This window comes from Ramlibacter aquaticus (assembly GCF_015159745.1).
GTDB lineage: Bacteria > Pseudomonadota > Gammaproteobacteria > Burkholderiales > Burkholderiaceae_C > Ramlibacter > Ramlibacter aquaticus.
Genome location: NZ_JADDOJ010000013.1, coordinates 26,211 through 52,681, shown reverse-complemented (window position 1 = coordinate 52,681; position 26,471 = coordinate 26,211). Strand labels below are relative to the sequence as shown.

Annotated in this window: 26 protein-coding genes and 1 tRNA gene; 20 read left to right on the top strand and 7 right to left on the bottom strand. The window is 70.1% G+C overall.

The window, feature by feature from the left end; genetic code table 11:
* Positions 1-35: 35 nt before the first annotated feature.
* Together IM725_RS05145 and IM725_RS05140 are read right to left on the bottom strand one after the other, a co-directional pair.
* Entirely contained in the window at positions 36-497 is a 462-nt protein-coding gene (locus IM725_RS05145; RefSeq protein ID WP_193779500.1) for an NUDIX domain-containing protein, read from the bottom strand.
* Positions 494-1,321 (bottom strand): AraC family transcriptional regulator, encoded by an 828-nt coding sequence (locus IM725_RS05140; RefSeq protein ID WP_193779499.1) that lies wholly within the window; start codon positions 1,319-1,321, stop codon positions 494-496. The genes IM725_RS05145 and IM725_RS05140 overlap by 4 nt, the downstream gene beginning before the upstream one ends.
* 71 nt (positions 1,322-1,392) lie before the next feature.
* On the opposite strand from IM725_RS05140, the gene IM725_RS05135 reads away from it, so the two are divergent.
* From IM725_RS05135 to IM725_RS05125, 3 genes are read left to right on the top strand one after another with little or no spacing between them, the layout of a single operon-like run.
* Positions 1,393-2,631, top strand: coding sequence for an MFS transporter (locus tag IM725_RS05135; protein WP_193779498.1), 1,239 nt, complete (start codon positions 1,393-1,395; stop codon positions 2,629-2,631).
* A 44-nt stretch (positions 2,632-2,675) separates the two neighbouring features.
* Positions 2,676-4,322 (top strand): ExeA family protein, encoded by a 1,647-nt coding sequence (locus IM725_RS05130; RefSeq protein ID WP_193779497.1) that lies wholly within the window; start codon positions 2,676-2,678, stop codon positions 4,320-4,322.
* A gap of 9 nt (positions 4,323-4,331) precedes the next feature.
* Positions 4,332-5,150 carry a general secretion pathway protein GspB gene (locus IM725_RS05125; protein ID WP_193779496.1) on the top strand — a complete coding sequence of 273 codons (819 nt, stop codon included), beginning with the start codon at positions 4,332-4,334 and terminating at the stop codon, positions 5,148-5,150.
* On the opposite strand, the gene IM725_RS05120 is transcribed toward IM725_RS05125, so the two are convergent.
* On the bottom strand, positions 5,144-5,848 hold the full coding sequence (locus tag IM725_RS05120; RefSeq protein ID WP_193779495.1) for a hypothetical protein: 705 nt from the start codon (positions 5,846-5,848) through the stop codon (positions 5,144-5,146). The genes IM725_RS05125 and IM725_RS05120 overlap by 7 nt on opposite strands.
* A 210-nt stretch (positions 5,849-6,058) precedes the next feature.
* Here IM725_RS05120 and IM725_RS05115 point away from each other — a divergent pair, with 210 nt between their 5' ends.
* The 3 genes from IM725_RS05115 to IM725_RS05105 all read left to right on the top strand — a co-directional run bounded on the left by IM725_RS05115 (position 6,059) and on the right by IM725_RS05105 (position 9,018).
* The gene (locus IM725_RS05115; protein WP_193779494.1) at positions 6,059-6,601 is read left to right on the top strand and encodes a bactofilin family protein; all 543 of its coding nucleotides are present in this window, start codon (positions 6,059-6,061) and stop codon (positions 6,599-6,601) included.
* 52 nt (positions 6,602-6,653) lie between these two features.
* Positions 6,654-8,390 carry a thiamine pyrophosphate-binding protein gene (locus IM725_RS05110; RefSeq protein WP_227753594.1) on the top strand — a complete coding sequence of 579 codons (1,737 nt, stop codon included), beginning with the start codon at positions 6,654-6,656 and terminating at the stop codon, positions 8,388-8,390.
* 70 nt (positions 8,391-8,460) lie between these two features.
* The gene (locus IM725_RS05105; protein WP_193779492.1) at positions 8,461-9,018 is read left to right on the top strand and encodes a chalcone isomerase family protein; all 558 of its coding nucleotides are present in this window, start codon (positions 8,461-8,463) and stop codon (positions 9,016-9,018) included.
* Positions 9,019-9,115: 97 nt separating this feature from the next.
* Here IM725_RS05105 and IM725_RS05100 read toward each other — a convergent pair whose 3' ends face one another.
* The gene (locus IM725_RS05100) at positions 9,116-9,580 is read right to left on the bottom strand and encodes an SWIB/MDM2 domain-containing protein (RefSeq protein WP_193779491.1); all 465 of its coding nucleotides are present in this window, start codon (positions 9,578-9,580) and stop codon (positions 9,116-9,118) included.
* 344 nt (positions 9,581-9,924) lie between these two features.
* Between IM725_RS05100 and rraA the strand changes: the two genes are divergently transcribed.
* Positions 9,925-10,419: a ribonuclease E activity regulator RraA gene (rraA, locus tag IM725_RS05095; RefSeq protein ID WP_193779490.1), complete on the top strand. Its 495-nt coding sequence runs from the start codon at positions 9,925-9,927 to the stop codon at positions 10,417-10,419.
* On the opposite strand, the gene IM725_RS05090 is transcribed toward rraA, so the two are convergent.
* Positions 10,397-11,254, bottom strand: coding sequence for a DMT family transporter (locus tag IM725_RS05090; RefSeq protein WP_407692501.1), 858 nt, complete (start codon positions 11,252-11,254; stop codon positions 10,397-10,399). The two genes, rraA and IM725_RS05090, sit on opposite strands and share 23 nt — an antisense overlap.
* Positions 11,255-11,319: 65 nt before the next feature.
* On the opposite strand from IM725_RS05090, the gene IM725_RS05085 reads away from it, so the two are divergent.
* The 13 genes from IM725_RS05085 (at position 11,320) to IM725_RS05025 (ending at position 24,791) form a co-directional block, all read left to right on the top strand.
* Entirely contained in the window at positions 11,320-11,736 is a 417-nt protein-coding gene (locus IM725_RS05085; RefSeq protein ID WP_193779488.1) for a gamma-glutamylcyclotransferase family protein, read from the top strand.
* Between the two features lie 261 nt (positions 11,737-11,997).
* On the top strand, positions 11,998-13,305 hold the full coding sequence (aceA, locus tag IM725_RS05080) for an isocitrate lyase (protein ID WP_193779515.1): 1,308 nt from the start codon (positions 11,998-12,000) through the stop codon (positions 13,303-13,305).
* Positions 13,306-13,597: 292 nt separating this feature from the next.
* On the top strand, positions 13,598-15,505 hold the full coding sequence (gene thrS / locus IM725_RS05075) for a threonine--tRNA ligase (RefSeq protein WP_193779487.1): 1,908 nt from the start codon (positions 13,598-13,600) through the stop codon (positions 15,503-15,505).
* An 85-nt stretch (positions 15,506-15,590) separates the two neighbouring features.
* The gene (gene infC, locus IM725_RS05070; protein WP_193779514.1) at positions 15,591-16,193 is read left to right on the top strand and encodes a translation initiation factor IF-3; all 603 of its coding nucleotides are present in this window, start codon (positions 15,591-15,593) and stop codon (positions 16,191-16,193) included.
* Between the two features lie 120 nt (positions 16,194-16,313).
* A complete protein-coding gene (rpmI, locus tag IM725_RS05065; RefSeq protein ID WP_054021249.1) occupies positions 16,314-16,517 on the top strand; it encodes a 50S ribosomal protein L35 in 204 nt (67 codons plus the stop codon).
* A 25-nt stretch (positions 16,518-16,542) separates the two neighbouring features.
* Entirely contained in the window at positions 16,543-16,902 is a 360-nt protein-coding gene (rplT, locus tag IM725_RS05060) for a 50S ribosomal protein L20 (protein WP_193779486.1), read from the top strand.
* Positions 16,903-16,996: 94 nt separating this feature from the next.
* A complete protein-coding gene (pheS, locus tag IM725_RS05055; RefSeq protein ID WP_193779485.1) occupies positions 16,997-18,040 on the top strand; it encodes a phenylalanine--tRNA ligase subunit alpha in 1,044 nt (347 codons plus the stop codon).
* A gap of 111 nt (positions 18,041-18,151) precedes the next feature.
* Entirely contained in the window at positions 18,152-20,569 is a 2,418-nt protein-coding gene (gene pheT, locus IM725_RS05050) for a phenylalanine--tRNA ligase subunit beta (protein ID WP_193779484.1), read from the top strand.
* A 41-nt stretch (positions 20,570-20,610) separates the two neighbouring features.
* The gene (locus IM725_RS05045; protein ID WP_193779513.1) at positions 20,611-20,934 is read left to right on the top strand and encodes an integration host factor subunit alpha; all 324 of its coding nucleotides are present in this window, start codon (positions 20,611-20,613) and stop codon (positions 20,932-20,934) included.
* Between the two features lie 181 nt (positions 20,935-21,115).
* Positions 21,116-21,565, top strand: coding sequence for a MerR family transcriptional regulator (locus tag IM725_RS05040; protein ID WP_193779483.1), 450 nt, complete (start codon positions 21,116-21,118; stop codon positions 21,563-21,565).
* Between the two features lie 53 nt (positions 21,566-21,618).
* Positions 21,619-21,695 (top strand) — tRNA-Pro (locus IM725_RS05035).
* 105 nt (positions 21,696-21,800) lie between these two features.
* Positions 21,801-22,691 (top strand): adenylate/guanylate cyclase domain-containing protein, encoded by an 891-nt coding sequence (locus tag IM725_RS05030; protein ID WP_193779482.1) that lies wholly within the window; start codon positions 21,801-21,803, stop codon positions 22,689-22,691.
* Positions 22,692-22,748: 57 nt separating this feature from the next.
* The gene (locus tag IM725_RS05025; protein WP_193779481.1) at positions 22,749-24,791 is read left to right on the top strand and encodes a serine/threonine-protein kinase; all 2,043 of its coding nucleotides are present in this window, start codon (positions 22,749-22,751) and stop codon (positions 24,789-24,791) included.
* Between the two features lie 18 nt (positions 24,792-24,809).
* On the opposite strand, the gene IM725_RS05020 is transcribed toward IM725_RS05025, so the two are convergent.
* Together IM725_RS05020 and IM725_RS05015 are read right to left on the bottom strand one after the other, a co-directional pair.
* The gene (locus IM725_RS05020; protein ID WP_193779512.1) at positions 24,810-25,358 is read right to left on the bottom strand and encodes an NUDIX hydrolase; all 549 of its coding nucleotides are present in this window, start codon (positions 25,356-25,358) and stop codon (positions 24,810-24,812) included.
* A complete protein-coding gene (locus IM725_RS05015; protein ID WP_193779480.1) occupies positions 25,355-26,407 on the bottom strand; it encodes a TRAP transporter substrate-binding protein in 1,053 nt (350 codons plus the stop codon). The genes IM725_RS05020 and IM725_RS05015 overlap by 4 nt, the downstream gene beginning before the upstream one ends.
* Positions 26,408-26,471 lie beyond the last annotated feature (64 nt).

The window sequence follows — 26,471 nt, the reverse complement described above, 5'->3', positions numbered from 1 at the left end:
GCCGAGTGTGGCGCCCGCCCGACAGCCGGGCAGGCTCAGCCGGGGCCCTGCGCCAGGGCCAGGCGGTCCAGGAAGGGGGTTTGGGCCGGCGCGATGCGCTCGCGGGCCTGGGCCAGGTCGAACCAGGCCACGCGGTCGATCTCGGGAAAGGATTGCATGCGCCCCGAGCGCGGCGGCCACTCGATCTCGAAGCCGTTGCTCCGCAGGGCCAGCGGGTCGGCATCGCCCTCGAAGGCCCAGGCGAGCACGCGCTTGCCACTGCGCAGGCGCACCTCGCCGAGCGCGGCGAAGGGGCCGCCCGCCGCGAAGCCCGTCTCTTCGCGCCACTCGCGCAGGGCCGCCTGCAAGGGGTCCTCGCCGGTTTCGATCTCCCCCTTGGGCAAGGTCCAGGCGCCGCTGTCCTTGCGCTGCCAGAAGGGGCCGCCGGGGTGGGCGAGCAGCACCTCCAGGCCCGCCGCGGCGCGCCGGAACATGAGCAGGCCCGCGCTGGACTTCATGGGCTGGCCTGGCCCTGGAAATGGCTGGGCGGCTGGCCCATGGCCGACTTGAACATGGCGGTGAAGGCGCTGTCGCTGGCATAGCCGCTGGCAGCAGCCACCTCGCTGACCGGCAGGCCGCGCGCCAGCAGCGGCAACGCGTGCGCCAGTGCCGCCTGCTGGCGCCAGCGCTGGTAGCTGGTGCCCAGCTGCTCGCGGAAGAGGCGCGCCATGGTGCGCTCGCTGGCCCCGGCGGCGGCGGCCGCGCTGGCCAGCGTGCCACGCACCGAGGGATCGCGCAGCACGGCCTCGCACAGCGCGCGCAGGCGCTTGTCGCTGGCCTCGGCATGGGGCAGGGGCACGCCCAGGGCCTGCACGTCCGCCTGGGCGACCTCGTCCAGCACCAGCGCCGACAGGTGCTGCTCGCGCACCCGCGGCAGGCCGGGCGCGTCCAGCGCCTGCACCAGCTCGCGCAGCAGCGCCGAGACCACCAGCATGCGGCAGCCGTGCCAGCCGCTGGGCGTCGCGTCGGGATGGATGTAGAGGGTGCGAAGCTGCGCGTCCTCCAGCACGTGAATGGCATGCCGGGCCCCCGGCGCGATCCAGACGGCGCGCGAGGGCGGCACGATGTAGCTCACCTGCTCGCCGCCCTCGGCCTGCCGTTCGGTGCTGACCTGCACGATGCCGGTGGCGCAGTAGGCGAGTTGCGACCAGGCGTGGCGGTGCGGCTCGAGGTGCGTGTCGGCCGGCATGTTGCGGGCGCGGATGCGCACCGGACGGGCGCGGCTGGGACGGAAGGCGTCCGCGTCGCCCAGGGGCGTGTTCTTGGAGGCACGTTCACGCATTGGCCGATTTTCGCAGAAAGCTGTCGTTTTGTCGCTTTTCGGAAATGGGGCGCGCCCCGACAATTCCAGCCATGAGCACCCGCACCGCACAGAGTTTCGCCACGCCCGTCCCGCTGCGCGAGGACGCACAGGTCATCGGCCTGGTGGGCGTCGCGCACATGGTGAGCCACTTCAGCCAGCTGCTGCTGGCGCCGCTGTTCCCCTGGCTGAAGGACGCCTTCCACGTGGGCTACACCCAGCTGGGCGCGCTGATGTCGGTCTTCTTCGTGGTCTCCTGCGCGGTGCAGGCATCCTCCGGCTTCCTGGTCGACCGCTGGGGTCCGCGGCCCATCCTGCTGGGCGGCCTGGGGCTGATCGCCACCGCCGCCTTCGGCTTCGCCACCAGCCCCAGCTACGAGGTGATGGCGCTGTGGGCCGTGGTGGCCGGGGTGGGCAACGGTGTCTTCCATCCGGTGGACTACACCCTGCTCAACCGCAAGGTCAGCGCGCCGCGCCTGGGCCACGCCTACAGCGTGCACGGCATCACCGGCAACCTGGGCTGGGCCCTCGCGCCCGCGCTGGTGGTGCCCGTCGCCATGGCTTTCTCGTGGCGGCACGCGCTGGCGGCCGCCGGGACGCTGGCCCTGGCCGTCTTCGTGCTGGTGTGGTTCAACCGCGGCCGGCTGGCGCTGGCGCCCTCGCACCGTCCGGGCGCGTCCGTGCAGGCGGCCGGCAGCAGCTTCGGCTTCCTGCGCATCCCGGCGGTGTGGATGTGCTTCTGGTTCTTCTTCCTCTACGCCGTCGTGCTCAGCGTGGTGCAGGCCTTCGCGCCCGAAGCGGCACGCCAGCTGCACGACGTGCCGGTGGCGCTCACCGCGGCCTGCCTCACGGTGTACATGGTGTGCAGCGCGGGGGGCATGGTGCTGGGCGGCTTCCTCGCGTCGGACCCGCAGCGCTGCGAGCGCATCGTGGGCGCCGGGATGGGCATGGCGGCCACGGTCGCGCTGGTGGTCGGGCTCGCGCCGGTGCCGGCGCTGGCGGTGCCGGCGCTGTTCGGCGCCATGGGCTTCTGCGCCGGCATCGCCGGCCCCTCGCGCGACCTGCTCGTCAAGCGGTCCACGCCGGAGAACGCCACCGGCCGCGTGTTCGGGGTCGTGTACTCGGGCCTGGACATCGGCCAGGCCATCGCGCCGCTGGTGTTCGGCGCCCTCATGGACCACCGCCAGTACCAGGGCGTGTGGCTGGGCCTGGTGCTCACCCAGGCCGTGCTCATCACCAGCGCCTTCAACGTGCGCCGCGTGCGCCGCACCGCCAGCCCAGCCGTGGCCTGAGGCCGGACGCGCCGCCGGGCGGGCCCTCGCGCTATCCTCGGCCCATGTACGCAGCCTTCTTCGGCCTGGAACGCGAGCCGTTCTCGATCGCGCCGGACCCGCGCTACCTCTTCATGAGCGAGCGCCACCGCGAAGCCCTGGCCCACCTGCTGTACGGCCTGGGCGGCGGCGGCGGTTTCGTGCTGCTCACGGGCGAGATCGGCACCGGCAAGACCACCTTGACCCGGCTCTTCCTCGAGCAGGTGCCGCGCAGTTGTCACGTGGCCTACATCTTCAACCCCAAGCTGACGGTGGCCGAGCTGCTGCAGACGGTGTGCGAGGAATTCGGCATCGCCGCCGCGAGCGGGCGCGACGCCACCGTCAAGGACCGCGTCGATGCGCTGAACGCGTTCCTGCTGCAGGCGCACGCCGCCGGCGAGAGCAGCGTGCTGGTGATCGACGAAGCGCAGAACCTGTCGCCCGAGGTGCTGGAGCAGCTGCGCCTGCTGACCAACCTGGAAACCACCGAGCGCAAGCTGCTGCAGATCGTGCTGGTGGGCCAGCCCGAGCTGCGGGACATGCTGGCCGGGCACGGGCTGGAGCAGCTGGCCCAGCGCGTGATCGCGCGCTACCACCTGGGCCCGCTGTCGGCGCCCGAGACCGCGCAGTACGTGCAGCACCGGCTGGAGGTGGCGGGACTGCAGCGCGCGCTGCCCTTCGACCGCCGCGCGGTGCGCCGCATCCACGCCCATTCGCGCGGCATCCCGCGACGCATCAACCTGCTGTGCGACCGGGCCCTGCTCGGCGCCTACGCCCACACGCGCGATCGGGTGGACGCGGCCACGGTCGACCAGGCCGCGCAGGAAGTTTTCGGCCGGCCCCGGCGTGAGCGCATGCCGGGCCGGGTGGCCCTGGGCCTGGGCGCCGTCGGGCTGGCGGCCGCGGCAGGCCTGTACGCGGCGGTGAGCCACGTGCGGGACGGCCGGGTGGCGGCGTCCAGCGTCGCGCAGCGCGCGCCAGCCCCGGCAGCGCGTGCCGCCAGCGGGGCCTCTTCGCCCGCCTCGGCCACGGCCGCCGGCCCGGCCCCGGCCCCGGCGGCCTCCGCTGCGTCCTTCGGCGCGCCCGGCGGCGCCGTGGCCCGCGGCTGGCCCGTCCACCTGCAGGCCAGCATGGACGCGGCCTGGCGCGAGCTGGCGACGGCCTGGCAGGCCGAACCGACGGCAGGGGAAGCGGCGTGCCCCGCGCTGGCGCGCCAGGCGCTGCAGTGTTTCCAGAAGCCCATGACCTTGCCGCAACTGCAGTCGCTGGGCCGGCCCGGCATCGTCACGCTGGACGACGGCCCGGGCGGTGCGGGCCATGCCATCCTGGCCGGGCTGTCGCCGCGCGAGGCGCTGTTGGAGGTGCAGGGGTCCCTGCATGCCGTGCCGCTGGCCGCCTTCGCGGCGCGTTGGCACGGCGACTTCGCGACGCTGTGGCGCAGCCCGGCCGGCTACGAGGGGCGCACCCCCGCGGCGCTGGACGCCTGGGTGGCGCAGCGGCTGGCGCAGGCCCATGCCGAGCCCGAGGATGACGCCGTGCCCCTGCGCACGCGCCTGCGTGCCTTCCAGCTGGCCCACGGCCTGCCCGGCGACGGCCAGCCCGGGCCGCTCACCTACATGCAACTGAACCGTGCCACGGGCGTCGCCGAGCCCGCGCTGCGCGTGCAACCCTGAGACCCGCCCATGTCGTACATCCTCGATGCGCTGCGAAAGGCTGACGCCCAGCGCGAGCGCGACCCCGCGCGCGGCATCCACGCCCAGGCAGTGGCCGCGGTGGGCGAAGGTGGCCGCCCGCCCGCAGGAGGCCGCTGGGTCTGGGCCGTGGCCGGCCTGGTGGTCCTCGGGCTGGCGGCCGGTGGGTGGTGGGTGGCGTCGCGGGGTGCGCGTCCCGTCCCGGCGGGCACCGTCGCCGTGGCCCAGGCGCCTGCGCAGCCGCCGCAGCCCAGCACGCCCACGCCCCCGGCCGCCCAGGTGCAGGCACCGGTCCAGGCGCCCCCGGTGGCGCAGGCGGTGCCGCCCGCTGTGCAGGCCCAGCCCGGCGCACGCGTCCCACCGACGGGCGAGGCGCCGGCCTCGGTGCCGCCCATTCCCGCCCTGCCGCGACCGGCCGTGGCGCCCGTACAGCGTGGCGCAGCGCCCGCTCCCGCGTCCGCCGCAACCGCGGGCGGGCAGGGTAGCCCTGGGCCGGTGATGGCGCAGCCTGGGCCCGCGCGCGGCCCTTCCCGGGGCACGGCGCAGGCGCAGCCCTCGCCGCAGCCGGCGGGCCAGCCCCAGGCCCAAGCCCAGGCCCAGCCCCAGGCCGTGCCTCTCCCGGCCGATGCGCCCCGCGTGGTGGTGTCCGGCGGCGTCTACTCCGCCGACCCCTCGCAGCGCATGCTGATCGCCAACGGCCAGGTGTTCAACGAGGGCAGCGAGATCGCAGCCGGCGTGCGCCTGGTGCAGATCCAGCCCCGCACCGCCGTGCTGGAATTCCGCGGCGGCCGCTACACCGTCGCCTACTGAAGCACGGCCGCGATGCGGCTGGGGGCCTGCCAGACCGACCAGTGGCCGCCCCGGAACAGGTAGAGCGCCGAGGAGATCCGGGTGCCGCCCGAACCCGCGTGCAGCGCCGCGGCGGCAAAGCGCAGGCTCGCCAGGGCGCGCGCATCGCCCGCATCGGCGAACACCAGCCCGGCGCGCCGCGGCACCGCGGCGACCAGGCCGTGCGGGTGGCTGGCCTCGAGCGCGGACCAGAACGCACGGTCCAGGAAATAGCTGCTCACGAGCTCGGGCGCCTGGCCCTCCACCTGCAGCAGCCCGTCACCCCAGTCCGTGACTTCGGGCGCGCCGTAGCGGCGCCTGAGGTTGGCCACGGCCACGGCCAGCGCGTCCTCGGGCGTGAGGCGCAGGCGCTCCAGGTCGGCGGGGTCGGCGCTCTCCAACTGCGCGCCCGCGTCGAACACCAGCCGCAGCTGCATGTCGCCCAGGTACCGGTACCAGCTGGGCGCGATCTGCACGCGCCGGCCGTCGGCCAGCACGGCGTCGAACCAGCCCCAGGGCTGCAGCTCCTCGTCGGGCTTGTCCTGGCCCTCGGCCTCGCGCAGCACCGCGAGCAGGGCGCCGGCCTCGTTGGCGTGCACCCCCGCGGCCCGTGCGGCGCACGAGGCGCCCATCGCGAGCAGGCAGGCCAGGGCGTGGCGGCGGTTGGCGCGAATGTGCATGTCGAGTCCCCTTTGCCCTGCATCGTCCGCGCGCGCGGCACAAGGGGCAACAGGCCATTACGCAAGTCGAGAAATTTGTCGCACGCGCGTGGCGCGCCGTCGGTACGCGGCAACGAATTCGGTTACCGATCTTTCGCTTGCGGACTAGGTGTGGAGCAAGGTCATCCTTAGCATCCGTGGCTCCCACAACGCCCGATCCAGGAAGTTCACATGGCACTGCAATCTCCCTTCTTCAACAAGCGCGAAGACACCCCGCCGCAGCGCGGCGCCGCGCCCGGCGCCACCGGGTCCACGGGCTCCACGAGCTATGCCGCGACGGCCGCGCCGGTCGCCCCGGCCGCCAACACCGCCGCCACGGCCGCATCCGCCGCCAAGGAAGGTGAGAGCAAGCTGACCGTGGGTCCGAACATCAAGCTCAAGGGCGTCGAAATCACCGATTGCGACACGCTGGTGGTGGAGGGCTCGGTCGAGGCCACCATGGATTCCCGCGTCATCCAGATTTCCGAGCGCGGCGCCTTCAAGGGCTCGGCCGAGATCGACATCGCCGAGATCCATGGCGTGTTCGACGGCAACCTCACCGTGCGCCAGAAGCTGACCATCTTCTCCACCGGCAAGGTGACGGGCCAGGTCCGCTACGGCAAGATCGTGATCGAGGAGGGCGGCCAGCTCTCCGGCGACATCGAGGCCGGCATCAGCGCGTCCCGCGCCGCCGGCACCAGCGCCGCAGGCCTGCGCGTCGCCAACGGCGCCTGAGCCCCGGCGCACCGCCCCCCGTGGGGTGGTGGCGCTGGCTAAGATGCGGCCCATGTCGCAGAACCACGCCCAGCCCGCCGGCCACCTCATCGTCGAATGCCTCGCCGCCCAGGGCGTGACCCACGCCTTCGGGGTCCCTGGCGAGAGCTACCTGGCCGTCCTCGACGGCTTCCATGCCTTTCGTGACCGCATCGCCTTCGTGGTGAACCGCCAGGAGGGCGGCGCCGCGTTCATGGCCGAGGCCGCGGGCAAGCTCACGGGCCGCCCCGGCGTGTGCTTCGTCACGCGCGGGCCCGGCGCCACCAACGCGTCCATCGGCGTGCACACGGCCTTCCAGGACTCCACGCCCATGGTGCTGTTCGTCGGCGACGTCGCCAGCGACCAGCGCGACCGCGAGGCCTTCCAGGAGGTCGACTACGGCAGTTTCTTCGGCCCCAGCACCAAGGGCATGGCCAAGCGCGTGGAGCGCATCGACGACGCGGACCGCATCCCCGAGTACGTGCAGCGGGCGTTTGCCACGGCGATGAACGGCCGCCCCGGCCCCGTGGTGCTGGTGCTGCCCGAGGACATGCTGGTCAAGCCCACCAGCGCCCGGCCCCTGCCGCGCGTGGAGGCCGTGCAGGCCTGGAGCGATCCGGGGGCGCTGCGTGAACTGCGCGAGATGCTGCTGGCCGCCCGCAAGCCCTTCGTCATCGCGGGTGGCGGCGGCTGGACGCCCCAGGCCGCCCAGGCGCTGCAGCGCTTCGCCGAGAACTGGAAGCTGCCCGTGGGCAACGCCTTCCGCTTCCAGGACACCTTCGACAACCACCACCCGCTGTACGCGGGCGACGTGGGCATCGGCATCAACCCGAAGCTGGCCGCCCGCATCCGCGAGAGCGACCTGGTGCTGGCGATCGGTCCGCGCCTGGGCGAGATGACCACCGGCGGCTACACCCTGCTCACGCCGCCCCGGCCGGTGCAGAAGCTGGTGCACATCCACGCCAGCGCGGAGGAGCTGAACCGCGTCTACCGGGCCGACCTCGCGATCTGCGCCACCATGAACGCGGCGGCGCGCTCCCTGGAAGTGCTGACCGCCCCGCCCGAGCTGCTCTGGGCGGCCTGGACCGAGGCCGCCCACGCCGACTACGAGGCCAACGTGCAGCCGCAGGCGCTGCCGGGGCTCACCGGCGATGGCGAGCGCGGCCTGGTCGACATGCCGGCGGTGGTGGCGCTCCTGCAGAAGCACCTGCCGGCCGACGCGGTGCTGACCAACGGCGCCGGCAACTTCGCCAGCTGGACGCACCGCTACTTCCGCCACCACGGTCTCGCCAAGGGCCACAAGACGCAGCTCGCGCCCACCGGGGGCGCGATGGGCTACGGCGTGCCGGCGGGCATCGCGGCCAACCTCTTGACCGGCCGCACCGTGCTCACCATGGCCGGCGATGGCGACTTCCTGATGAACGGGCAGGAGTTGGCCACCGCGGCGCAGCACGGCGGGCGCAGCATCGTGGTGCTGCTGAACAACGGCATGTACGGCACCATCCGCATGCACCAGGAGCGCGAGTACCCGCAGCATGTGAGCGGCACGCGCCTGCAGAACCCCGATTTCGTCGCGCTGGCCGCGGCCTATGGCTGGGTCGGCAGCCGGGTGCGCCGTATCGCGGACTTCGAGGCCGCCCTGCTGGCGGCGCTGGGCTGCGAGACCGGCAGCCTGATCGAGATCGTGCTGGACCCCGAGGTCATCAGCACCCGCGGCACCCTGGGTGCGATCCGCGACGCCGCCCTGCAGAAGGCCGGCAGCGCGGCTTGACCCCTGCGCGTAGCGGGCCTTGCGGCCCGTGCGGCGCCGCAGCACCGGGGCCATGCCCACAATCCGGCCGATGAACCGCAACGGCCTGCAACGCGCCCTGGGCGCCCTCGTGCTCTGTCTGGCCTGCGCTGCCGCTGCGCAGCAGCTGCGGCCCCCTGCATCGCTCGCGAGCGTGCTGGGTCCCTCCTCGCTGGTGGGGCAGGGCCAGCTGCGCTGGTTCGGCCTGCTGATCTACGACGCCCGGCTGTGGTCGTCGCGCAAGCTGTCGGCGCAGGACTGGAGCCAGCAGCCCTTCGCGCTCGAGCTGGAATACCAGCGTGCCTTCCGTGCCGGCGACATCGCGCGGCGCTCGCTGCAGGAGATCGAGCGCGCCGGGGAACTGCCGCCGGCCCAGGCCGAACGCTGGGAGGGCCAGCTGCGCACGCTGCTGCCGGATGTGGCGCCGGGCGACCGCGTCGCCGGGGTGTACCTGCCGGGCAAGGGCGCGCGCTTCCTCGTCAACGGGCGCAGCGTGGGCGAGATCGACGACGCCGAGTTCGCCCGCCGCTTCTTTGGCATCTGGCTGGGCCCGGCCACCTCCGAGCCCGGCCTGCGCGACGCGCTGCTCGGGCAGGGCCGCACCGGCTGACGAAGGCGCAGCCGGCCCCGGCGGGATCGCAGCGCCACCATGAAAAAAGCCGGCTTGCGCCGGCTTCCCTGTGCAACGCGGCGCGAGCCGCGCGGCATCACTTGACGTGCTTGCCGATCAGGCCGGCCATCTCGAACATGGAGACCTGGGCCTTGCCGAAGATTTCCTTCAGCTTGGCGTCGGCGTTGACCATGCGCTTGTTGACGCTGTCCTGCAGCTTGTTCTTCTTGATGTAGGCCCACAGCTTGCTGACCACTTCGGTGCGGGGCAGGGGCGCGTTGCCGACCACGGCCGCCAGTTGCGCGCTGGGCGTGAGCGCCTTCATGAACGCGGCGTTCGGGGTGCGCTTCTTGGCGGGCGCCTTCTTCGCGGCGGCCTTCTTGGCCGGCGCTGCCTTCTTCGCGACAGCCTTCTTCGCGGGGGCGGCGGCCTTCTTCGCCGGCGCGGCCTTCTTGGCCGGGGCCTTCTTCGCGGCGGCCTTCTTCGCCGGGGCGGCGGCCTTCTTGGCGGGGGCCTTCTTCGCGGGAGCGGCCTTCTTCGCAGCCTTCTTTGCAGTTGCCATGATTGATTTCCTCTTCTAGAAGTTGATTGACCACCATTGGGAGATCACCCCTCTGGCAAGGCGGATGCTACTGGAGAAAAAACGCGTTTCCAAGCGGAAGAAGCGCTTTTTCATTGGGGGATGTCGTTTTTTTCCCTCTGGAGAAGAGCGCTTTTCCCTCTGGGAAGCAGGGTGCGGACGCTGCGGCTGCCCCAGGGAAGACGCGCGGCGAGGGCCGGTGCGCGGGCCGCGCGGTGACCCGCGCAGCTCAGGTGGCACCCGAGCAGGGCCTCGCAAGCGGCTGTCGCGAATGGCTTTCCCGCTATGCTCGCGAGCACGATTTCCCCTCGAGAAACGCCCATCCCATGACCCAGTTCAGCACCTGCGACCTCTGCGATTCGCACGAGGACGACCGCTCCGGCAGCTTCCGCGTGCTGCCGCCCGTGTTCAGCGATTTCGGCAGCTCGGCCCGCTTCTGCGGCGAGGTGCTGACCCTGCGCTGCCCCGAGGACAACTCCCGCGTGCGCGAGGCCGTGGCGCAGCCGGGCCTGGGCCGCGTGCTGGTGGTGGACGGTGGCGGCTCGCTGCGCCGGGCCCTGGTGGGCGGCAACCTGGCCAGCCTGGCGGCGAAGAACGGCTGGGCCGGGCTGGTGGTGCACGGCGCCGTGCGCGACCTGGCCGAGCTGCGCGCCGCCGGCATCCCGGTGAAGGCCATGGCCCTGGTTCCCATGCGCACCGCCAAGCGCGGCGAGGGCCAGGCCGGCGAACCGGTGGAGATCCAGGGCGTGGTGGTGCGCACCGGCGACTGGCTCTACGCCGACGAGGACGGCGTCGTGCTCAGCGCTGCGAAGCTCGCCTGAGGGGAAGCGTGGCGAGCAGCACGCTCGCCAGTGCGAGGCCGAAGGCGGCCAGCTGCAGGGGGCCCACCGGCTCGCCCAGCACGAACACCCCGACCAGCGCGGCCGAGACCGGCAGCATCACGGTGAACACACCGCCCTGGGACGCCGGCACCGTCTTCAGCCCGGTCATCCACAACCACACGGTCCACACGCTGGCGGCCAGCGCGTAGAACACGAGCAGCAGCCACAGGCCCGGCCGCACGCTCGTGAAGTCGAAGCGCAGCGCGCCCCAGACGCCCAGGGGCGTGACCAGGGCGAAGCCCCACAGGTTGATGAGCGCCGTGATGCGTCGGGGCGAGAGCACCCCCGTGAGCTTCTTGCCGATGACCGCGTAGGACGCCTCGCAGAGCACGGCGCCGACCAGCAGCAGGTTGCCCAGCCAGGCATGTCCCTGCGCGGGCCCGGGCCCGCCGCGCGCCAGACCCAGCAGCGAGATGCCGCCGATCGCGCAGGCCACGGCGACCCAGGTGCGGGGCGCCACGCGCTCGCGCAGGAAGGCCCAGCTGAGCACGGCGACGGCGCCAGGGATGGCGGCCATGATCACGCCCGCCGCGACCGCGCTGGTCAGGCTCACGCCGAACAGCATGCACAGCGAGAACAGGAAGTTGCCGAGAAAGGACTCGAGGAACAGCAGGCGCCGGGTCTGCGGCGTCATGGGCGCTTCCCCGAAGGGCTTGCGCAGCCAGTGCAGCATCGCGAGTCCGCCGATGCCGAAGCGCAGCCAGGCCAGCACGAAGACGGGGAAGGCCGCGGCCAGCGGCTTGGACAGGGCCACGTAGCTGCCCACCAGGGACATGCTCAAGGCCAGGCAAGCGTAGGCCAGGGGGCGCGCCAGGCGGGGGCTCATCGACAATGGGAGGCATGGAACAGCACGCCGAGATCATGCCCCAGGCCCGCCACGTCTTCGTCTACGGCACGCTGCGCCGCGGCGGCAGCAACGACATCAACCGGCTGCAGCCCGCGCCGCAGCCGGTGGGCATGGCGCAGGTGCAAGGCACGCTCTACACCCTGGGCGCCTACCCGGGGCTTCGGCTGGGCGGCGATGCGCCCCAGGCGGTGCTGGGTGAGGTCTATGCGATCACGCCCGCCCTGGAGGCGGTGCTGGACCGCATCGAGGGCATCGAGGAGGGCGAGCACAGCGAGTACTTCAAGCGCGAGGTTCTCGTGCAGGTGCAGGGCCGCAGCCTCACCTGCCTGGTCTACGAGATCAACGCGGCACGCGTGCAGGGGCGGGCGCCCGTGGCGCATGGCGACTGGATGCGCTGTGCGCAGCTGTAAAAATGCTTTTCACTATACGGAACACGACAATGGTGCGGCGCGCCAAAATTTCTCAATACAAGAAATTAAATTCCACATTGAGGAAAGACGGCTGAAGATCATTGATTTAAAACGAAATATTTTTTGTCTTGTATAAGACATAAGAGCTTCCACAACTCTTGTAGAAGACTTAAAGTTCATTCCATCGGCATCGGCCCTGAAACCCGGTTCCGCCCCCTTGCCAACTTCAACGGAGTGAACGCCATGAGCAACTGGACCCACCTGACCCGCGAACAGCAGATCGCCCAACTCGAGAAGGACTGGGCGGAGAACCCGCGCTGGAAGGGCATCAAGCGCGGCTACAGCGCCGCCGACGTGGTGCGCCTGCGTGGTTCGCTGCACATCGACCACACGCTGGCCAAGCGCGGTGCCGAGAAGCTGTGGAACCTGATCAACACCGAGCCCTTCGTCAACTCCCTGGGCGCGCTGACGGGCAACCAGGCCATGCAGCAGGTCAAGGCCGGCCTGAAGGCCATCTACCTGTCCGGCTGGCAGGTGGCCGGCGATGCCAACAGCAACGGCGAGATGTACCCCGACCAGTCGCTGTACTCGGTGGACTCCGTGCCGAAGGTGGTGAAGAAGATCAACAGCACGTTCGCCCGTGCCGACCAGATCCAGTGGAGCGAAGGCAAGGGCCCTGGTGACGAAGGCTACGTGGACTACTTCGCCCCCATCGTGGCGGACGCGGAAGCCGGCTTCGGCGGCGTGCTGAACGCCTTCGAGCTGATGAAGGCCATGATCGAAGCGGGCGCCGCGGGCGTGCACTTCGAAGACCAGCTGGCGGCTGCCAAGAAGTGCGGCCACATGGGCGGCAAGGTGCTGGTGCCCACCCGTGAGGCCGTGTCCAAGCTCGTGGCTGCCCGCCTGGCCGCCGACGTGATGGGCACCCCCACCGTGCTGCTGGCCCGCACCGACGCGGAAGCCGCCGACCTGGTGACCACCGACGTGGACGAGAACGACAAGGCCTTCTTCACCGGCGAGCGCACGGTCGAGGGCTTCTACCGCAGCCGCAACGGCATCGAGCAGGCCATCAGCCGCGGCCTGGCCTACGCCGAATACGCCGACCTGATCTGGTGCGAGACCGGCACGCCCGACCTGAAGTTCGCCAAGGACTTCGCCGACGCGATCCATGCCAAGTTCCCCGGCAAGCTGCTGGCCTACAACTGCTCGCCCTCGTTCAACTGGAAGAAGAACCTGGACGACGCCACCATCGCGAAGTTCCAGAAGGAACTGGGCGCCATGGGCTACAAGTTCCAGTTCATCACGCTGGCCGGCTTCCACAGCCTGAACTACTCCATGTTCAACCTGGCCTACGGCTACGCACGCAACCAGATGAGCGCCTTCGTTGAACTGCAGCAGGCCGAATTCGCCGCTGCCGACAAGGGTTTTACGGCGGTCAAGCACCAGCGCGAAGTGGGTACCGGATACTTCGACGCCGTGACGACGACCATCGAGGCGAATGCCTCCACCGCGGCGCTCAAGGGCTCCACGGAAGATGCGCAGTTCTTCGACGAGAAGAAGGCGGCTTGAAGCTGTCCCGGGGGCCCAGCCCCTGGAGCAGCCGATGCAGGGAAAGGGCCGGGCGATCCCCGGCCCTTTTTTCTTGGGTGCCCAAGGTTAGAATCGATCTTTCCCAGGCGATCAACAAGGGCGAGAAAGGCACGTTGGTTATGACACCGCGAACTTCCAGCAAAGGGTTGACGGCCCCCTGAAGGGCCGGGCGGTCGCGCGTGCACTGAATCCCCGAGGGTTTCCTGGAACGAAAGCGCGGCCGCGGTCCGCGCTTTTTCTTTTCCAGAACACCGACACAGGATTTCCCCGCATGATCAACGTCACGCTTCCCGACGGCTCGCAGCGCCAGTACCCCGGCCCGGTCAGCGTCGCCGAGGTGGCCGCCTCCATCGGCCCGGGCCTGGCCAAGGCCGCCCTCGCCGGCAAGGTGGACGGCAAGGTGGTGGACACCGCCTACCGCATGGAGCGCGATGCGCAGCTCGCGATCGTCACCGCCAAGGACCCGGAAGGCCTGGAGGTGATCCGCCACTCCACGGCCCACCTGCTGGCCTATGCGGTCAAGGAACTGTTCCCCGAAGCCCAGGTCACCATCGGCCCGGTGATCGAGAACGGCTTCTACTACGACTTCGCCTACAAGCGCCCGTTCACGCCCGAGGACCTGCAGGCCATCGAGAAGCGCATGGCCGAACTGGCCGCGAAGGACGAGCCCGTGACCCGCCGCGTGCTGCCGCGCGACGAGGCCGTGGCCCACTTCAAGTCCATCGGCGAGCAGTACAAGGCCGAGATCATCGCCAGCATCCCGCAGGGCGAGGACGTCTCGCTGTACCGCGAGGGCGGCTTCGAGGACCTGTGCCGCGGCCCCCACGTGCCCAGCACCGGCAAGCTGCGCCACTTCAAGCTGATGAAGGTGGCCGGCGCCTACTGGCGTGGCGACCACCGCAACGAGATGCTGCAGCGGGTCTACGGCACGGCCTGGGCCAGCAAGGAAGAGCTGCAGCAGTACCTGGTGATGCTGGAGGAGGCCGAGAAGCGCGACCACCGCAAGCTCGGCCGCGAGCTGGACCTGTACCACATCGACGACGTGGCGCCGGGCGTGGTGTTCTGGCACCCCAAGGGCTGGGCCATCTGGCAGCAGGTGGAGCAGTACATGCGCCAGGTCTACAAGGACACCGGCTACCAGGAGGTCAAGGGCCCGCAGATCCTGGACAAGAGCCTGTGGGAGAAGACCGGCCACTGGCAGAACTACCGCGAGAACATGTTCACGACGGAGAGCGAGAAGCGGGACTACGCGCTCAAGCCGATGAACTGCCCCGGCCACGTGCTGATCTTCAAGTCGTCCCTGCGCAGCTACCGCGACCTGCCGTTGCGCTACGGTGAATTCGGCCAGTGCCACCGCAACGAGCCCTCCGGCGCGCTGCACGGCATCATGCGCGTGCGCGGCTTCACCCAGGACGACGGGCATGCCTTCGTCACCGAGGACCAGATCCTGGACGAATGCGTGGCCTACACCACCAAGCTGCAGCAGGTCTACAAGGACTTCGGCTTCACCGACATCCTCTACAAGGTCGCGACGCGGCCCGAGAACCGCGTGGGCTCGGACGAGCTCTGGGACAAGGCCGAGCACGCCGTCATGGAGGCGCTGCGCCGCTCGGGCGTGGACTTCGTCATCTCGCCCGGCGACGGCGCCTTCTACGGCCCCAAGATCGAGTACACGCTGAAGGACGCGATCGGCCGCCAGTGGCAATGCGGCACCATGCAGGTCGACTTCAACACGGCCGAGCGCCTGGGGGCGGAATACGTCACGGAGACCAGTGGCCGCGCCCATCCCGTGATGCTCCACCGCGCCATCGTGGGCAGCCTGGAGCGCTTCATCGGCATGCTGGTGGAACACCACGCCGGCGCGCTGCCCGCCTGGCTCGCGCCGGTGCAGGTGGCGGTGCTCAACATCACCGATTCCCAGGCGGATTACGCCCGGGACGTGGCCAATTCGCTGCAAAATCAAGGGCTTAGGGTTGAGCTTGACCTGCGCAACGAGAAAATTACGTATAAAATACGGGAGCACTCGATGCAAAAGCTGCCCTACATCCTTGTCGTGGGCGACAAGGAGCGGGCGGCTGGTGCCGTCGCAGTGCGCGCCCGGGGCAACCAGGACCTCGGCGTGATGCCCCTGGCGGCGTTCTCCGAACGCATCGCCGCGGACATCCGGGACAAAAGCTGAATCCCTGAGGGTTCGAGGCTATTGCCAGCGCGCACGGCGGCGGTTTCGCTGCCGTGTGGCAGCCCTTTGAACAGGAACTGAGACCATCGCTACTGATTTCCGCGACCGCCGCCAACGCGAAGAACGCAAGCACCGCCTGAACCGGGAGATCATGGCTCCCGAAGTCCGCCTGAGCGGACCCGAGAACGAGCCCTTGGGCATCGTGAGCCTTCAGGAGGCGCTGCGCATGGCGGGCGAGCTGGACGTCGACCTCGTCGAGATCGCCGCCACCGCCAATCCCCCTGTCTGCCGGCTCATGGACTACGGCAAGTTCAAGTACCAGGAGCAGAAGAAGGCGGCCGAGGCGAAGTCCAAGCAGACGGTCATCGAGATCAAGGAAGTCAAGTTCCGTCCGGGTACCGACGAAGGCGACTACAACATCAAGATGCGCAACATCCGCCGCTTCCTCGCGGAGGGTGACAAGTGCAAGATCACGCTGCGCTTCCGGGGCCGCGAGATCACGCACCAGGAGCTGGGCATGGCCCTGCTCAACCGTATCCGGGACGAGCTGGCCGACCTGATCCAGGTCGAGCAGTTCCCCAAGCTGGAAGGCCGGCAGATGATCATGATGATCGCGCCGAGCCGCAAGCAGCAGCAACAGAAGGCGACCAAGCCGCAGGCCGAATCCGCGCAACCCGCGTCGGCCTGAAACTGGAAACGGAGCGGCGGCTCCACTAACAACCGCCGACAAGTGGCTCGGGGCCATCAAGGCGCGGGATCGCTCCCGCGACGCCTCACGAGCACAACGTAGAGAAAGTGGAGCATTTACATGCCCAAGATGAAGACCAAGAGCGGCGCGAAGAAGCGTTTCCGCGTCCGTCCGGGTGGCACCGTCAAGCGGGGCCAGGCGTTCAAGCGCCACATCCTGACCAAGAAGTCCACCAAGAACAAGCGTCACCTGCGCGGCGCCGTGAACGTCCATGAGACGAACATGGGCCACATGGCGCAGATGCTCCCGTTCGCGGGCCTCTGATCACTGACGGACAAGGAGAAAACACATGCCTCGCGTCAAACGTGGTGTCACGGCTCGCGCCCGCCACAAGAAGGTTCTCGCCCTCGCCAAGGGCTTCCGCGGTCGCCGCGGCAACGTCTTCCGCATCGCCAAGCAGGCGGTGATGAAGGCGGGCCAGTACGCCTACCGTGACCGCCGCACCAAGAAGCGCGTCTTCCGCCAGCTCTGGATCGCCCGTATCAACGCGGCGGCCCGTGAACTCGGCATGACGTACAGCCAGTTCGCCAACGGCATCCGCAAGGCCGGCATCGAGATCGACCGCAAGGTTCTCGCCGACATCGCGGTGCACGACAAGGCGGCTTTCGCCGGCATCGTGGAGCAGGTCAAGGCCAAGCTGGCCGCTTGAGTCACGGCGGCGCCTCGCGCGCCGCTCGCATCAGGACAGGGGCCAGGCCGCCATGCGCGCTGGCCCCTTTCTTTTTCTCTGCCCGGAATTTGACATGAACGAGCTGGATTCCATCGTCGCCGCCGCCCACGAGGCCTTCGCCCGCGCCGGCACGCCCGCGGACCTGGAAAATGCCAAGGCGCAATTCACCGGGAAGTCCGGCCGCATCACCGAGCTGATGAAGGGCATGGGCGCCCTCAGCGTGGAAGACAAGAAGACGCGTGGCGCCGCCATCAACGCGGCCAAGCAGGCGATCGAGGCCGCCCTGGGCGCACGCCGCCAGGCCCTGGCCGATGCCGAACTGGAGGCCCAGTTGCAGGCCGAGGCGCTGGACGTCTCGCTGCCCGGCCGCCTGCGCGAGCCCGGCGGCCTGCACCCGGTCAGCCTGACGCTGGAGCGCATCGAGCAGATCTTCGCCAGCATGGGCTTCGACGTCGCCGACGGCCCCGAAGTCGAGAGCGACTGGCACAGCTTCACCTCGCTGAACAACCCGCCCAACCACCCCGCGCGCTCCATGCAGGACACCTTCTACGTGGACCTGCAGGGCGACGATGGCATCCCGTACAACCTGCGGCCGCACACCAGCCCGATGCAGGTGCGCTACGCCCACCAGCACATCAAGAAGCACGCGGGCAAGGCCACGATGCCCGAGATCCGTGTGATCGCGCCGGGCCGCACCTACCGCGTGGACAGCGATGCGACCCACTCGCCCATGTTCCACCAGTGCGAAGGCCTGTGGCTGGGCGAGAACGTGAGCTTCAAGGACCTGAAGGTCGTCTTCACCGACTTCTGCCGCACCTTCTTCGAGAGCGACGACCTGGCGCTGCGCTTCCGGCCCAGCTTCTTCCCGTTCACCGAGCCCAGCGCCGAGATCGACATCCAGTTCCAGAGCGGCCCGCTGGCCGGCCGCTGGCTGGAGGTGGCCGGCTCCGGCCAGGTGCACCCGACGGTGGTGCGCAACATGGGGCTGGACCCGGAGCGCTACATCGGCTTTGCTTTCGGCATGGGCCCGGACCGCTTGACGATGCTGCGCTATGGCGTCAACGACCTGCGCCTGTTCTTCGAGGGCGATGTCCGCTTCCTGAAGCAATTTAGATGACCCCCCGATGCGCCTTCGGCGCCTCCCCCCAGGGGGCGGCACCAGCGGCCCGGCGGAGCCGGTTCCGCGGCGCCCTTGAACGGGCGCCGCAACTTAACCGATAAAAAGATCATGCAATTTCCCGAGTCCTGGCTGCGCGAGTTCTGCAACCCGCCGCTGACCACGCAAGAGATCGCCGACACGCTCACCATGGGCGGGCTGGAGGTGGAGGAACTGCGTCCTGCGGCGCCGCCTTTCAGCAAGGTGGTGGTCGGTGAGATCAAGGACGCCGTGCAGCATCCCAACGCCGACCGCCTGCGCGTGTGCCAGGTGGACGTGGGGCAGGGCAGCCTGCTGAACATCGTGTGCGGCGCGCCCAACGCGCGCGTTGGCATCCGCGTGCCCTGCGCGCTGGTGGGGGCCGAACTGCCGCCCGGCGAAGACGGCAAGCCCTTCCAGATCAAGCTGGGCAAGCTGCGCGGCGTGGAGAGCCAGGGCATGCTGTGCTCGGCGCGCGAACTGCAGCTGTCGGAAGACCATGGCGGCCTGCTGGAGCTGGCCGCCGACGCACCGGTGGGCCAGGACATCCGCGAAGTCCTGAAGCTCGACGACCACATCTTCACCCTCAAGCTCACGCCCAACCTGGCGCATGCGCTGTCGGTGTACGGCGTGGCGCGCGAGCTGTCCGCACTCACCGGGGCGCCTCTGAAGGCGCCGTCGTTTCCGCCGGTGGCGCCCGCGAACGATGCGCGCCTGCCGGTGAAGGTTTCTGCGCCCGACCTGTGCGGACGCTTCTCCGGCCGCGTGGTCCGCAACGTCGACACGAAGGCGCAGACGCCGGCCTGGATGGTGGACCGCCTGGCCCGTTGCGGCCAGCGCAGCGTGACGGCGCTGGTGGACATCTCCAACTACGTGATGTTCGAGTTCGGCCGGCCCTCGCACATCTTCGACCTGGACAAGATCCACGGCGGCCTGCACGTGCGCTGGGGCAGCGAGGGTGAAGCCCTCAAGCTGCTCAACGGCAACACGGTGACGGTGGACGGCAAGGTCGGCGTGATCGCCGACGACCAGGCCGTGGAGTCGCTGGCCGGCATCATGGGCGGCGACGCGACCGCCGTGTCCGACGACACGCGCAACGTCTACGTCGAGGCCGCATTCTGGTGGCCCGAGGCGATCCAGGGGCGCTCGCGCCGCTACAACTTCTCCACCGACGCCGGCCATCGCTTCGAGCGCGGCGTGGACCCGGCGCAGACCGTGGAGCACATCGAGCACATCACCCGCCTGATCCTCGAGATCTGCGGCGGCGAGGCCGGCCCCATGGACGACCAGGTGCTGCAGCTGCCCGAGCGCAAGCCGGTGACCCTGCGCGTGGCGCGGGCTGCGCAGGTGATCGGCATGCCGCTGACCGAGGCCCGCTGCCGCGAGGCGCTCACGCGCCTGGGGTTCCCGGTGGAAGGCGAGGGCGGCGTGCTGCGCGTCACGCCGCCGAGCTGGCGCTTCGACCTGGCCATCGAGGAAGACCTGATCGAGGAGGTGGTGCGCATCATCGGCTACAACGAGCTGCCGACGACCCCGCCGCTCGCGCCGACCACGGCCCGCGTCGCGCCCGAATCGCGTCGCAGCCGCTTCGCCGTGCGCCGCCTGCTGGCGGGCCTGGGCTACCAGGAAACCATCAACTTCAGCTTCGTCGAGGAGCGCTGGGAGCAGGAGCTGGCGGGCAATGCCAAGCCGGTGCGCCTGCTCAACCCGATTGCCAGCCCGATGTCGGTGATGCGCTCCACGCTGCTCGGCTCGCTGCTGGGCGTGCTGCGCTTCAACCTGGACCGCCGCGCCGAACGCGTGCGCGTGTTCGAACTGGGCCGCGTCTTCCTGCGCGACGACAGCGTGCAGACCACCGACACCACGGTGCGCGGCGTGCACCAGCCGATGCGCGTGGCCGGCCTGGCCTACGGGGACGCCGACGGCCTGCAGTGGGGCCGCAAGGCCACGCCCGTGGATTTCTACGACGCCAAGGGCGACGTCGAGGCACTGCTCGCGCCGCGCAAGCCCGAATTCCGCGCCGCCGCGCATCCGGCCATGCACCCGGGGCGTTGCGCCTCGGTGTGGCTGGACGGCCGCGAGGTCGGCGTGGTGGGCGAACTGCACCCGCGCTGGCGCCAGTCCTGGGAGTTCGCCCACGCCCCCGTGCTGTTCGAACTCGATCTCGATGCCGTGATGCAGCGCGAGGTGCCCGCCTTCGAGCCGGTGCCGCGCTTCCAGCCGGTGCAGCGTGACATCGCCGTGATCGTGGCCGATGCGGTCTCGCACGATGCGGTGCTGGGCGCGATCCGCTCCGCCCCGACGGGCGGCCTGCTGCGCGACGCGCAGCTGTTCGACGTGTACAAGCCCAAGCAGGCCAGCGCGGGCCTCGCGCTGGGCGAAAAAAGCCTGGCCGTGCGCTTGACGCTGGCGAGTGCGGACGCGACACTGACCGACCAGCAGATCGACGCGGCCGTGGCCGCCGTCGTCGCGCGCATCGCCACCGCCCTCGGTGGCCGCCTGAGGGGATGAGCTTGGATTCGCTGACCAACGCCAACAAGGCGCAGGACATCATGGAATTTGCGGTCGAGAGCCTGGAAACGCCTGCGCTGACGAAGGCCCAGCTCGCCGAGCTGCTGTTCGAGCAGATCGGCCTGAACAAGCGCGAGTCCAAGGACATGATCGACGCCTTCTTCGACCTGATCTCGGCCAGCCTGGTCGAAGGCCAGGACGTGAAGATCTCGGGCTTCGGCAATTTCCAGATCCGCACCAAGGCGCCGCGGCCGGGCCGCAACCCGCGCACGGGCGAGGCGATCCCGATCGAGGCGCGGCGCGTCGTCACCTTCCACGCGAGCCACAAGCTCAAGGAACAGATCCAGGCCGGCGACAAGGCCTGAGCGGTCGCACGCCGCTGCGCATCGCGGGGCAGAACGTGACACGGCGCGGCAGGATGCTGGCCGCGCCGTGATTTCCACCACAAGGTTTCGCGCCGCTGCACGATCTTTTGCGCGCTGCCCCTTTGCACCCGGTGTGGCTTAGAGTAACCTCGAAGCTTTCCGCCGTACCGCATTGATTTCAATGGAGAAAGCCCTCCCGGCCATTCCCGCCAAGCGCTACTTCACCATCGGTGAGGTCAGCGAGCTGTGTGGCGTCAAGCCGCACGTGCTGCGGTACTGGGAGCAGGAGTTCACGCAGCTGCGTCCCATGAAGCGCCGCGGCAACCGCCGGTACTACCAGCACCACGAGGTGCTGATGATCCGCCGCATCCGTGACCTGCTCTACGACCAGGGCTTCACCATCAGCGGCGCGCGCAACAAGCTGCAGGAGATCGTGCAGGTCGAGCGCGACCGCCGGCGCGCCGGCGAGGTGATGCTCGAGGGGGTCGAGGTCATCGAGGTCGAGGACGAAGCCGCGTTCGAAGAAGCCGGTGGCAGCGTCGCTGCCGAGCCGGATGCCTACTCGCAGCAGATCCTGCTGGTGCGGCGCGAGCTGTTCGAGATCCGTGACCTGCTCTCGTCCGCACATTGATTTTCAAGCCCGGCCGAAAAGCCCGCCAAGGCAGGCTATAATCTGAGGCTTGTCGGCGTGTAGCGCAGCCTGGTAGCGCACTTGCATGGGGTGCAAGGGGTCGCGAGTTCGAATCCCGCCACGCCGACCATTCTTCCAGACGGGCCGCAGCCAACGCTGCGGCCCGTTTTCATTGCGGACCGCACGCATAGAATGGCTGGGCTGCGGGCCCATGCCCGCCAGCCCCAGGAGCAGCGTGACCACCGTCGTATTCGCGGACCTTGTCGGCAGCACCGGCATCTTCGAGCGGCTCGGCGACCAGACCGCCGGGCGCTTCGTCACGCAGTTCACCACCTCTCTCGCGCACAGCTTCGAGCACCACCACGGCCGCGTGGTCAAGCTGCTGGGCGACGGCGTGTTCGCGGTGTTCGCCCACGAGCATGACGCGATCAACGCGTGCATCGCCATCCAGAAGCGCCTGCAGGAGCGCCCGGTCTTTGCCGGCGGCAGCGGCCGGCCGGTGCAGATGCAGATCGGCATCGAGTCGGGCGACGTGGTGGAGATCGCCGGGGACTGCTATGGCGACGCCGTGAACAGTGCGGCGCGCCTGGCCGACCTGGCCGGTGCCGACCAGATCCTCACCACGGCGCGCGTGCGCGAGGCGCTGCCCGAGGAACACCGCAAGCTGCTGCGCGCCCTGGGGCCCATGTTCCTGCGCGGCAGGAGCAAGGCCACGCAGGTGTTCCGCGTGCACTGGCAGATCGGCCTGGACACCGAGGCCACCGTCATGGGCATCACCATGGGCGAGCCGGCGCACGAGGCGTCGCTCGAGCTCTATGCGAATGGCCGCTCGCTGCGGCTGGAACCGCGCGGCGAGACGATCACCCTGGGTCGCGCGCCCACCTCCTCGCTGGCCCTGAACGACGGGCGGGTCTCGCGCATGCATGCCACGGTGGAGTGGCGGGGCGGCCACTTCGTGCTGACGGATGCCTCGAGCTTCGGCACCTGGGTGTACCTGGGCAGCCAGGCGGAGCCGCTGGTGCTGCGACGCACCGAGTGCTACCTGGTCGGGCAGGGCACCATCACGCTGGGCTGCGAACGCGGCGCCGAAGCCCCACCGACCGTGCGCTTTGTCGTCCACGCCTGAAGCGGTGGACGCTCTTGGGCCTAGAATGGCCCGAACCTTACAGGACGCACCCCCGACGTGAGTTCAAAGAAGCTTGGCAGGTATGAGCTGATCCGCGTCCTGGGCCGTGGCGCCATGGGCATCGTCTACGAGGGCCGTGATCCCAACCTGGATCGCCGCGTCGCCATCAAGACCGTGAAGGTGCAGGAAATGCCCGCGGGCGAGGCCGCCGACTACGAGGCCCGCTTCCGCACCGAGGCGCGCTCCGCCGCACGGCTCGCGCACCCCCACATCGTCACCGTGCACGACTGGGACCGGGACGGCAACATCGCCTTCCTGGTCATGGAATTCGTGCAGGGGCACGACCTCAAGCACGACCTGGACCGGGGCCCCGGCCTGGACCTGGGCAGCGCCACGGCCGTGATCGAGGACCTGCTGTCGGCGCTGGCCTATGCGCACGAGCGCGGCGTCGTGCACCGCGACGTGAAGCCCGCGAACCTGCTGGTGGATGCCAGCGGCCGGGTCAAGCTGACCGATTTCGGCGTCGCGCGCATCCAGGACAGCGGCGACCTCACGCGCACGCAGGGCAGCATGATTGGCACCCTGAAGTACATGGCCCCCGAGCAGGTGCAGGGCCTGAAGGTGGACGCGCGCGCGGACCTGTTCTCGGCCGGGGTGGTGCTCTACCAATTGCTCACCAACCGCCGGCCCTTCGATGCCGACAACGATTTCTCCATCATCCAGCAGATCATCAGCAGCGAGCCGCCGCGGCCCAGCCAGCTGAACACGGGGCTGGGCGAGGCGATGGACGCGGTGGTGGCGCGCGCGCTCGCCAAGGACCGCGACCAGCGCTTCCAGTCCGCCGATGAATTCGCCCAGGCCCTGCGGGATGCGATGCAGGCGCAGACGGACCGGGCACTTCGGCCGCCCCCGCCCGAGCGCCGGACTCCTGCCGAAGGCGCGCAGCGGGAGGAGGACAGCAGTCCCTCGACGCCGGCGTCGGCACCGATGTCCTCGCCGGGGCTGCGCTCCAGCATCACCCAGGAGCTGGAGCTGGTCTACTGGAAGGACGTGCGCGAATCGGCGGACCCCGAGGAACTGGAGTCCTTCCTGGTCCGTTTCCCTCAAGGCATCTACGCCGACCTGGCGCGCAAGCGGATCGCGCGGCTGCGCGACGCCTCCAGCGGGACCGACACGACGATCCTGACCGGCATGGCTGGCGCCGGCGCCGGTGCGTCGGCGGGCGAAGAGCCGGTGGCGGGTTCGCCGCGTTCAGCGGATGCTCCAGGCTCGGCGGCCGGCGGGCTCGCCGCTGCCGCCGAGGGCGGCGCCGTGGCGCCGGGCAACCCGGCCCAGGACACGTGGCCGGCTGGCGCGCCCCTCACCGGGCGGCCGGGCGATGACGCCCCTGCCTCCGCCCGGGCGGCACAAGGTCTGCCCGGGGCGACCTCCGCCGCGGACCCGTCCCAGCCCCAGGCTGCCGCGTCGGCCTCCGGCGCAGCAGCCCGGCCCGCGCGCCGCAGGGGGCCTGTGCTCGCGCTCGCAGGCCTGCTGCTGGCGGTGGGGACTGCCGCGTGGGTGTGGCGCGCGCCGCTGTCGCCAGCGCCCTCCGCTTCGGCCGATGCTGCGGCACCGGCCGCTCACAGCGCCGCCTCGCAGCCGCCTGTGACGAAGGAGCTGACGGCGGAAAGCCGTTCACCGGCCGGTGCCGTGGCCGCCTCGTCGGCACCCGCGGTGGCCGTGGCGGGCGGTGGCGCGTCGCATGCCGGGGCGGCGCCGTCCGCCGCGTCCCCCTCCCACAACGCCTCGCGGCCCGCCACGCACAAGACGCGCGAGACTGCGGTCGCGTCCCGGTCCGAGCCGTTGCCCCAGCCCCAGGCCAGCGGCACGGCCCCGGCGCCCGTGGCCAACGTGGCCGCGGCGCCGTCGCAGCCTGCGCGCGAGGCGGCCCGTCCGGCGAACTGGAGCGCCGTGGATGCCTGCCGCGACCGTGTGTTCCTGATGCGTGAGCTGTGCCTGGTGGATGCCTGTGGCAAGCCCGGCACGCAGGCCCATCCGCTGTGCGTGCAGCACCGCGAGGAAGTTCGCGTGCGGGAAGCCAGCCGGCGCGTCGACCACTGAGCCCGGCGCGGCCGGGCTTCAGTCGATGACGAGTTCGTGCACGCTGAAGCTGCCCCGGCGCCTGTCCTCGAAGTAGCAGCGCAGCGTCTCGCGCACCGTGCGGAAGGCGAGCTCGTCCCAGGGGACCTCGTCCTCCGTGAACATGCGCGTCTCCAGCGTTTCGTGGCCGGGGTTGAAGGTCTCCGAGAGCAGGCGCGCGCGGTAGTAGATGTGGACCTGGCCCACGCGGGGCACGCTGAGCATGGACTGCAGGCCTTCCATGACGATCTGGGCGCCGGCCTCCTCGTCGGTCTCTCGCGCGGCGCCCTGGGCCGTGCTCTCGCCCAGCTCCATGAAGCCGGCCGGCAGCGTCCACTTGCCCCAGCGCGGCTCGATGTTGCGCTTGCACAGCAGCACGCGGTCCCCGAGGTAGGGCACGGTGCCCACCACGTTCAGCGGGTTCTGGTAGTGGATGGTGTTGCAGACCGGGCACACCGCGCGCTGGCGTGTGTCCCCGTCGTCCGGCACCCGCAGGACCACCGCGGCGCCGCAGTTGCGGCAGTGTTTGATCGGGAGCTGCAGTTTCAGGCCTTCGTCGTCTTGGTGTGCTTGTCGATCAGCGCGCGCGCCGTCTCCAGCAGCTTGCGGCCGTCGAAGCCGCGCTTGTTCATGTCCTCCACCCATTCCACCTCGATCTGGCGCGAGCGGCGGCGGAATTCCTGCGCCTCGGCGGCCGGCACGGTGAAGATGGTGTTGCCGTGGTCCACCGCGGCCTTGCGGCCGGCGGCGTCGCCGGCCTGCTGGGTCTTGCCCAGCCAGCCCGAGGTGGCCAGGCCGGAGTTGGCGTCGATCACCTTCTTCAGGTCGGGCGGCAGGCTGTTGTACTTCGCCTTGTTCATCGCCATCACGAAGGTGGTGGTGTAGAGCGATCCGCCCGCCGGGTCGAACTCGGCGTGGTACTTGGTCAGCTCGTGGACCTTGACCGAGGGCACCACCTCCCAGGGGATCACGCAGCCCTGGATGGTGCCCTTGGACAAGGCGTCGGGAATCTGCGGCAGCGGCATGCCCACCGGCGTGGCGCCCAGGGAGCCCAGCAGCTTGGTGACCTGGCGGGTAGGGGCGCGCATCTTCAGGCCGCGCAGGTCGTTGATGGACTTCACCGGCTTTTCGGCGGTGTGGATCACGCCCGGGCCGTGCACCTGCAGCGCCAGCACCTGCGTTTCCTTGAATTCGTCCGGCGCCATGGTCTGCACGTACTCCCAGTACGCCTTCGAGGTGGCCTCGGCATTCGTCATCATGAAGGGCAGCTCGAACACCTCCACCCGCGGGAAGCGGCCGGCGGTGTTGCCGGGCAGCGTCCAGATCACGTCGACCACGCCGTCGCGGGCCTGGTCGTACAGCTGCACCGGCGTGCCACCCAGCTGCATGGCCGGGTAGCCCTCGAACTTGATGCGGCCGTTGGACTCCTTCTCGACCTTGTTCATCCACGCCTTGTGCATGTTCAGCCAGACGTTGGATTGCGGCGCCATGAAGGTGTGGAACTTCAGGGTCACCGCCTGCTGGGCGAGTGCGGCCAGCGGAGCGCCGAGGGCGGCGCCGGCGGCGGCGGTCTTGAGCAGGGTGCGGCGTTGGATCATGGCGAGTCCCGGTGGAATGGTAATGCAGGGACCATAGCCCCATCGGCCCGGGCTCGCCTCCGTG